Genomic DNA, 8,780 nt, shown 5'->3' on the forward strand with positions numbered 1-8,780 from the left:
CCGATCATCCCCGGCGTCACGTCGAGCCCGCGTGCCTCCAGCACCATGGGCACGACGGCGAGCCTTCCATGGAGGTCATGCGCCGTGTCCTCGGCCGCACGCCACATGAAGGCATGGGCGGGCAGGGCGCCGTAGAAGCTGCCGCTGCTCTCAAGACAATCGCAGAGAAGGTTGAAATGCTTCGATTCCTCGTCCGCAGACTTCACCCAGTCGTCGTAGAAGCCGAGCGGCATCGGCACATGGGCGAAGCGGGCGACGATGTCCCAGTGGAGGTCCACCGCGTTGAGTTCGATATGCGCGAGAGCGTGCAGGAGCGCGATGCGCCCTTCCCGCGTGCCGGGTCGGCGGCGGGGCACGTCGCGGGGGGGCAGAAGTTCCGGCCGCGTGGGCCGGGCGGGGCGTGTGGGCGGTTCGGCGCGGCCTATGGGCAGCGTGGCGCCCGCCTCGCGCGACGTGCGCCACGCGGCGGCATGGGCGTGCGAGAGCGCGGTCTTGGCACGGCCGTCGGCGGTGGTCAGGACCGCCACCGCCATCTCCGCAAGCGTGAGCGTCACAGCGCGCGGGCCGCGGCGAGCACCGCCTCCGCGTGGCCCGGGACCTTCACCTTCGGCCAGATGCGCGCGATCCGGCCGGCGCCGTCGATCAGGAAGGTCGTCCGCTCGATTCCCATGTAGGTCTTGCCGTACATGCTCTTCTCGCCCCAGACGCCGTAGCGCTCGCAGGTGTCGCCCTCCTCGTCCGATGCGAGGATGACGCCGAGCGCGTGCTTCCGGCAGAACTTGTCGTGGGCCTTCACGCTGTCCTTCGACACGCCCACGACAACGGCGCCCGCCGCCGCGAACTCGGGCCCGAGCCGGGTAAAGTCGAGCGCCTCCGTCGTGCATCCGGGTGTGTCGTCCTTGGGGTAGAAATAGATCACCACCTTCTGCGGCGCGAGCGCGGACAGCATCACGGTCGTCCCGCCGTCGCGGGGCAGGGTGAAGTCGGGTGCGGCATCGCCTTCGTTGAGCATCTCTTCGCCATCCTCTCGTTCCAGCGGGCTTTCCGTGTTTTACTCGGGCCCCGGCAAAGATAAAGGGAGGCCGCGCGCCCGCCGCAAGGCGGGATCGCAGCCGGGTGCGTGCGAGGCAGGGCAGGGTCATGAGCGAGAGCGAGGACAGGGCGGGCGAGGCGGTGGTGGCGCCGCAGCACGTCCGCCACCCCGGCCTCTGGTTCGGGGTCGCGCTGGTCGCGCTGCTGATCCTTGTCAACATCGCGCTCGGACTGACGGGAAAGGTCATCCCGGCCCCGCGCTGGGTGGTTGAGCGGGTCGAGGCTCGGGCGAATGCCTCCCTCGGCGGCGTCGCCTCGGCGCGCGTCGGCGGGGTGGACCTCGTGGTGGACCGGGCCTTCGTGCCGCATGTGCGATTGCGGGCGGTGGAGCTGCTCGCGCCCGGCGGGCGGCGGATCGCCGTGCTTCCGGACCTCAGGACGACGCTGAAGGCGCAGCCGATCCTGCGCGGCAAGCTGGAGCCGCGCAGCCTTTCGATCACCGGCGCCAAGATCGCGCTCCGACGGCTTGCCGACGGCAGTCTCGACGTGGCCGTGGGGCAAGAGGGCGTCGGGGCCTCGACGTCGCTGGAGCCGGCGGAGATCGTCGGCGTCATCGACCGCGCCTTCGAGGCCCCCGTCCTCAACGGAATCGAGACGATCACCGTCGACGGTCTCGACCTGACCCTGCGTGACGACCGTTCGGACAAGGTGTGGGCGGCGGCAGACGGCTGGCTCACGCTCACCCAGGACAAGCGTGACCTCTCCATCGACCTCGGCTTCGCGCTGGAGGAGGCTGGGCAGCCCAGGGGGCGCGCGCAGATCGCCTTTGCCTCGGTGAAGGGTTCGACGGAGGCGACGGTTTCGATGCGCGTCACCGATGTCTCGGCGCGAGACCTTGCCGCACAGTCGCCGGCGCTCGCCTGGCTCGGGGCGCTTGACGCGCCGATCTCGGGTGCGCTGCAAAGCGGGATATCTGCCGACGGCGCCTATGCGGCGCTCGACGGGTCGTTGGAGATCGGCGCCGGTGCGCTGCAGCCCACGCCCGGCACCAAGCCGGTGCGCTTCGACCGCGCCCGGTTCGAACTGAGCTACGACCCCGCGGCGGCGGCGTTGCGGTTCTCCGACATCGTGGTCGACGGCCCGGCGCTGAAAGTCCGGGCCTCGGCCAAGGCCTGGCTCAAGGACTTCGCCGGCGCCTTTCCGACAGCGCTTGTCGGCCAGATCGCCATCACCGATCTCCAGGCCGATCCGGAAGGCGTCTTCGCCGATGCCGTCGCGTTCAACCAGGGAGCGCTCGATTTCCGCCTTGCGCTCGATCCGTTCCGGCTCGATCTCGGCCAGCTCGTCCTCGTCGACGGCGACCAGAGGATCACGGCCCGTGGCCAGTTCGCGGCCGCGCCGGCGGGCTGGGCGGCGTCGCTTGACGCCGGCATGGACGCGATCACGAGCGACCGGCTTCTCGCACTCTGGCCGGTGGCGGCGGTGCCGAAGACCCGCGCCTGGTTGCAGGAGAACGTGGCGACGAGCGAGCTTTTCGACGTGAACGCGGCCTTCCGCCTGTCGCCCGGGGCCGAGCCCCACTTCCACCTCGGCTGGGAGTTCCGCGATACCGAGGTTCGGGTCATCAGGACGCTTCCGCCGATCGAGGATGGCGCGGGCTATGCCACGATCGACAACTACACCTACACTCTGGTGGTGGATCGCGGCCACGTCACGCCGCCCGAGGGAGGCATCATCGACGTGGCGGGGTCGGTCATGTCGATTCCAGACCTCCGCATCAAGCCCGCGCCGGCGCGCTTCACGCTGAAGACCGAAAGCACGATTACCGCCGCACTCGCGCTTCTCGACGAGAAGCCGTTCGAATTCATGAAGAAGGCTGGCCGGCCGGTCGATGTCGCCGAGGGGCGGGCGCGGGCGGTGACGCTGCTCGATCTGACGCTTGCGCCGAAAATTACACCGCAGGACGTGGGCTATCAGGTGACGGCGGAGCTTTTCGATGTGACCTCGGATCGCATCGCGCCGGGCCGCGAGTTCACGGCGGGGCGGCTCCAGCTCAGGGCCGATCGCGAGGGGTTGGAGATCTGGGGCCCGGCGATGCTTTCGGGCGTGCCGATGGATGTCCGCTGGCGGCAGGGCTTCGCGCCAGCAGACAAGGGCAGGAGCCGCGCCGAGGGAACGATGGAACTGTCGCCGCGCGCGCTCGAAGCCTTCTCCGTGGCGCTGCCGAAGGGGTCGGTCGCCGGGAAGGGCAAGGGCATGTTCACGCTGGACCTTGCGGCGGACGCGCCGCCCGCCTTCCGCCTGACCTCGGACCTTTCCGGCCTCGCGCTGAGGATTCCCGAGATCGGCTGGACGAAGCCCCCTGCGACGACGGGGGACTTCACGGTGGAAGGAGCGCTCGACAAGCCCGCACGGATCGACCGGCTGGCTCTTTCGGCCGCAGGGCTGGAGGCGCAGGGCGCGCTGACACTGACCCCTGACGGCGGACTCGACTCGATCCGGCTGGAACGCGCCAAGGTCGGCGGCTGGTTCGAGGGCCAGGTTGAACTGAAGGGCCAGGGCAAGGGCCGGCCGCTTGCGATCAGCGTCACCGGCGGGCAGGTCGACCTGCGCAGTGCCACCTTCGGAACGGGCGAGGGCGCCGCGGGTGGTGGGCCGCTGACCGTCGCGCTCGACCGCGTGAGAGTGACCGAGGGCATCGCGCTGACCGGGTTCCGCGGCACGTTCACCACCAAGGGGGGGCTGAACGGCGAGTTCGCCGGTCGCGTGAACGGCGAAGCACCGGTGCAGGGTGCGGTCGTGCCGATGTCGGGCCGCACGGCGGTGCGCGTCCGGTCCGATGACGCCGGCCAAACATTCCGCGCGGCGGGTGTCTTCACCCGCGGGGTCGGCGGGCGGCTCGACCTCACGCTGCGCCCGTCCGGTCCCGCGCGCGACTACGACGGGACCCTGACGATCCGTCAGTTCCGCGTCACGGGGGTTCCGGCGCTTGCCGAGCTTCTCGACGCGATCTCGGTCGTCGGACTTCTGGCGCAGCTCAACGGCCCCGGGCTTCTCTTCTCCGACGTCTCGGGCGATTTCAGGCTGACGCCCGACGCGGTGGAAATCCGCGACGGGTCGGCCATCGGCCCGTCGCTCGGCATCTCGGGCGCCGGCACCTATCGGGCCGACGGCGCCGTCCTTGACCTGCAGGGCACGATTTCGCCCATCTACATGCTGAACGGCATCGGCCAGATCTTCTCGAAGCGGCGCGAGGGGCTCTTCGGCTTCAATTACCGCATGACCGGTCCTGCCGCCGACCCGCGGGTTGCCGTCAACCCGCTTTCGATCCTCACGCCCGGGATGTTCCGCGACATCTTCCGGGCCGCGCCGCCGAAACTGGACCAATGAAGCTGTCCGACTTCGATTTCGAGCTGCCCGATCAGCTCATCGCCACGCGCCCGGTTCGCCCCCGCCCGGCCGCGCGGCTTCTGGTCGTGGAGGCTGAAGGCGGGGGCGAGCGGCTCCGTGACCTGCATGTGAGCGACCTGCCGGACCTGCTCGGCCCCGGCGACCGGCTGGTCCTGAACGACACCAGGGTCATTCCCGCCCGCCTTTCGGGCACGCGCCGGCGGATGACGGCGCAGGGGCCGTCCATGGCGAAGATCGAAGTGACCCTCCTGGAGCCGCAATCCGGCGGGCGTTGGGCGGCGCTCGCGAAGCCCCTGCGCAAGCTGAAGGAGGGCGAGACGATCCGGTTTTCCGACCGGCTGCAAGCCCGTGTCGAAGGGATCGCCGAGGGGCAGGCGGAACTGTCGTTCAATCTCGCGGCGACCGATTTCGACGCGGCGCTCGCGGAGGCGGGGCAGATGCCGCTGCCGCCCTACATCGCCGCCCTGCGCGCCCCGGACGCGCGGGACGCCGAGGACTACCAGACCGTCTTCGCCCGCCGATCGGGTGCCGTCGCAGCGCCGACCGCCTCGCTCCATTTCGACGAGGACCTCCTCGCCCGCCTCGCCGCCTGCGGCGTGGCCTTCACCCATGTCACGCTTCATGTCGGCGCCGGAACCTTCCTGCCGGTGAAGGTCGAGGACGTGACCACCCACCGGATGCACGCCGAATGGGGTGAGGTCTCCGAAGCCGCCGCGGCCGAGATCAACGCGACGCGGGCGGCGGGCGGACGGGTGATTCCCGTCGGCACCACGGCGCTGCGGTTGATCGAGACGGCGGCAGTCTCGGGTCGGGTCCGGCCCTGGCGCGGCAAGACCGAGATCTTCATCTACCCCGGTTACCGGTTCCGCGTGACCGATGGACTGATGACCAACTTCCACCTGCCGAAGTCCACCCTGCTCATGCTCGTCTCGGCGCTGATGGGCAAGGAGCGGATCGCGCGGGCCTATGCCCATGCGATCGCCCATGGCTACCGCTTTTTTTCCTACGGCGACGCCTCGCTCCTCCTGCCCGGCCGCGGCGAGAGGGCGGCGGAAGCTCCGGGCGGGGCCTGACAGGGGCCCGAAACTCTGCCAGATTGCCAGGGTGTGAACGAAAGAACCCTCTGATGCTGACCGTCCTTCGCAATTCCTGGGCCCTCCTTCTCGGCATGATGCTGCTGATGCTCGGCAACGGCATGCAGGGCACGCTGCTCGGCATCCGCGGGGGCATCGAGGGCTTCACCACGACGGAGATGTCCTACGTCATGGCCGCCTATTTCGCGGGCTTCCTCTTCGGCAGCCGGATGACGCCCGAAATGATCCGCCGCGTGGGCCATGTCCGGGTCTTCGCGGCGCTCGGCTCGATGATCTCGGCCGTGCTCATCATGTATGCCGCCGCGCCCGACTGGATCGCCTGGGCCGCGATGCGGGTGCTGATCGGATTTTCGTTCTCGGGCGTCTACATCACCGCGGAAAGCTGGCTGAACAACGCCTCGACGAACGAGACGCGGGGGCAGGCGCTGTCGCTCTACATGATCATGCAGATGATCGGCATCATCGCGGCGCAGGCGCTGCTGAACTTCGGCGACCCCTCAGGTTACATCCTATTCGTCATCCCGTCCGTGCTCGTCTCGCTCGCCTTCACGCCGATCCTCCTGACGGCAAGCCAGGCCCCGGCATTCGAGACGACGAAGCGCCTGAGCTTTGGCGCCCTCTACCGCGCCTCGCCGCTCGGCTGCGTCGGGATGTTCCTGCTGGGCGGTGTCTTCGCGTCCCAGTTTGGCATGTCGGCGGTCTGGGGCACGGCCGAGGGGCTGAACGTGCGCGAGATATCGATCTTCGTGGCCGCGATCTATGTCGGCGGGCTCGTCTTCCAGTATCCGATCGGCTGGGCCTCCGACCGGATCGGACGGCGACAGCTCGTGCTCGGGCTTTCGGCGTTAGGTGGCGTCGTCATGCTCTGGGCGACGGTCTTCGATCTCGGATTTGCGAGCCTCATCGCGGTCGCCGTGCTGATGGGCGGCATCTCGAACCCGCTCTATTCGCTCCTCGTGGCCTATACCAACGACTTTCTCGACTCCTCGGACATGGCGGCGGCTTCGGCGGGGCTTCTCTTCATCAACGGGCTCGGCGCGATCGGCGGGCCGCTGATCACCGGCCGGATCATGGCGTGGGTCGGCCCGAATGGCTATTTCCTGCTGATGGCGGTGCTGTTTTTCGCCCTCGCGGCCTATTGTGCCTGGCGCATGACGCGCCGCCGCGTCGCCCTGCGCGGCCAGACCGGCGGGTTCGCGCCGCTGTCGCCGTCGGCGGGCGCCATCGCCGTGGAGGCGGTCATGGAGGCCAAGCAAGAATCCGAGGCCACGCCGTCGCCTTGACGCTGGCCTTCGGGGCGGCAACCTGCGACCATGGACTCGTGACGAAGAGGGAGGGGACGATGTCCGAACCGGAGGCCATCCTCGCATTCTGGTTGCACGATGTCGGCGAGGGCGGCTGGTATGCCGCCGATGACACGACCGACGCCGAGATCCGCGAGCGCTTCCTGCCCGCCTGGGAGGCGGCAGATCGCGGCGAGAGGGAATTCTGGCTGAACGGGCCGCGCGGAGCGCTCGCCTATCTGGTCCTGACCGACCAGTTTCCGCGCAACCTCTTCCGCGGCGACCCGCGCGCCTTCGCCACCGACGCCCGCGCCCGGGCGGGCGCGCGAATGGCTCTCGATCACGGCTGGGACCTGGCGGTGAAGGAGCCCGAGCGGGTCTTCTTCTACATGCCCTTCGAACATTCCGAGGACATGGGGGATCAGGAGCTTGCGATCGGGCTCATGGCGGACCGGATGCCGGAGCATGGCGCCGGATACCACCTGCACGCCCGCGCCCATGCCGAGGTAATCCGCCGCTTTGGCCGCTTCCCCTTCCGCAACGCCGCGCTCGGCCGCTCCAGCACGGCAGAAGAACGTGCCTTTCTCGATTCGGGCGGGTACGGCCGGATCGTGCAGCAACTTCAGGCGGATAAGGGCGCGGAGTAGTCGTCCGCCGAGGTGGATTGCACGGCGATGGAAAATAGTTTAATATTAAACTACATTTCGCCAGGGAGGAACGGCATGACCGCGAAGGCTTTCGACTTGATCGTGATCGGGGCCGGTCCGGGCGGCTATGTCGCCGCGATCCGGGGTGCGCAACTGGGGCTGAACGTAGCCATCGTCGAGCGCGAGCATCTCGGCGGCATCTGCCTCAACTGGGGCTGCATCCCGACGAAGGCGCTTCTGCGGTCGGCCGAGGTCTTCCACCTGATGCACCGCGCCAAGGACTTCGGGCTCAAGGCCGAGGGCATCGGCTTCGACCTCGGCGCCGTGGTGCAACGCTCCCGCGGCGTGGCCAAGCAGTTGTCGGGCGGGATCGGCCACCTGATGAAGAAGAACAAGGTCACGGTCTTCATGGGCGAGGCGGTGCTGCCGACGAAGGGCGTGGTTTCGGTAACGACCGACAAGGGAACCGAGGAGCTGACCTCGAAGGCCATCGTCATCGCCACCGGGGCGCGGGCGCGCGAACTGCCGGGGCTCGAGGCCGACGGCGATCTCGTCTGGACCTACAAGCACGCCCTCCAGCCCATGCGGATGCCATCGCGGCTCCTCGTGATCGGCTCGGGCGCCATAGGCATCGAATTCGCCTCCTTCTTCAACACGCTCGGCGCCGATACCACGGTGGTCGAGGTGATGGACCGCGTCCTGCCGGTCGAGGACGCCGAAATCTCGGCCTTCGCCAGGAAGCAGTTCGTGAAGCAGGGCATGAAGATCATGGAAAAGGCCATGGTCAAGAAGCTCGACCGCAAACCCGGCAAGGGCGTGACCGCCCATATCGAGCGGGACGGCAAGACCGAGACGCAGGAGTTCGACACCGTCATCTCCGCCGTCGGCATCGTCGGGAACGTCGAGGGTCTTGGGCTTGAGGCGCTCGGCGTGAAGGTCGACCGCACCCATGTGGTGACCGACGAATATTGCCGCACCGGCGTCGAGGGGCTCTATGCCATCGGCGACGTGGCCGGCGCGCCGTGGCTTGCCCACAAGGCGAGCCACGAGGGCGTCATGGTGGCCGAACTGATCGCCGGAGGCCATCCGCATCCGATCAAGCCCAACTCCATCGCGGGCTGCACCTACTGCCATCCGCAGGTGGCTTCGGTCGGTTTGACGGAGGCGAAGGCGAAGGAGGCAGGCTACCAGGTGAAGGTCGGCCGCTTCCCCTTCATCGGCAACGGCAAGGCGATCGCGCTCGGCGAGCCCGAGGGGATGGTCAAGACCGTCTTCGACGCCAAGAACGGCGAGCTTCTCGGCGCCCACATGGT

General features: G+C 68.6%; 7 protein-coding genes. 5 read left to right on the forward strand and 2 right to left on the reverse strand.

All coding sequences use genetic code 11. The annotated features are described in order from the left end of the window. A partial coding sequence (locus ACMUOO_RS15245; protein WP_413855690.1) for a ferritin-like domain-containing protein occupies positions 1-533 on the reverse strand: 533 nt, incomplete at its 3' end. Between the two features lie 17 nt (positions 534-550). After that, positions 551-1,012 carry a thioredoxin-dependent thiol peroxidase gene (bcp, locus tag ACMUOO_RS15250; protein ID WP_413855688.1) on the reverse strand — a complete coding sequence of 154 codons (462 nt, stop codon included), beginning with the start codon at positions 1,010-1,012 and terminating at the stop codon, positions 551-553. Positions 1,013-1,140: 128 nt separating this feature from the next. Between bcp and ACMUOO_RS15255 the strand changes: the two genes are divergently transcribed. From ACMUOO_RS15255 to lpdA, 5 genes are all read left to right on the forward strand, one after another. Further along, entirely contained in the window at positions 1,141-4,422 is a 3,282-nt protein-coding gene (locus tag ACMUOO_RS15255) for an AsmA-like C-terminal region-containing protein (RefSeq protein WP_301919860.1), read from the forward strand. Next, positions 4,419-5,516, forward strand: a complete 1,098-nt coding sequence (queA, locus tag ACMUOO_RS15260; RefSeq protein ID WP_301919861.1) for a tRNA preQ1(34) S-adenosylmethionine ribosyltransferase-isomerase QueA — start codon at positions 4,419-4,421, stop codon at positions 5,514-5,516. The genes ACMUOO_RS15255 and queA overlap by 4 nt, the downstream gene beginning before the upstream one ends. A 53-nt stretch (positions 5,517-5,569) precedes the next feature. Continuing rightward, complete coding sequence (locus tag ACMUOO_RS15265) at positions 5,570-6,820, forward strand: MFS transporter (protein ID WP_301919862.1); 1,251 nt, start codon at positions 5,570-5,572, stop codon at positions 6,818-6,820. A gap of 59 nt (positions 6,821-6,879) precedes the next feature. Beyond that, complete coding sequence (locus ACMUOO_RS15270; RefSeq protein WP_301919863.1) at positions 6,880-7,467, forward strand: DUF924 family protein; 588 nt, start codon at positions 6,880-6,882, stop codon at positions 7,465-7,467. Positions 7,468-7,542: 75 nt separating this feature from the next. Beyond that, on the forward strand, positions 7,543-8,780 hold a 1,238-nt coding region (lpdA, locus tag ACMUOO_RS15275; protein ID WP_413855689.1), incomplete at its 3' end, for a dihydrolipoyl dehydrogenase.

This window comes from Albidovulum sp., assembly GCF_041919395.1.
GTDB lineage: Bacteria > Pseudomonadota > Alphaproteobacteria > Rhodobacterales > Rhodobacteraceae > Albidovulum.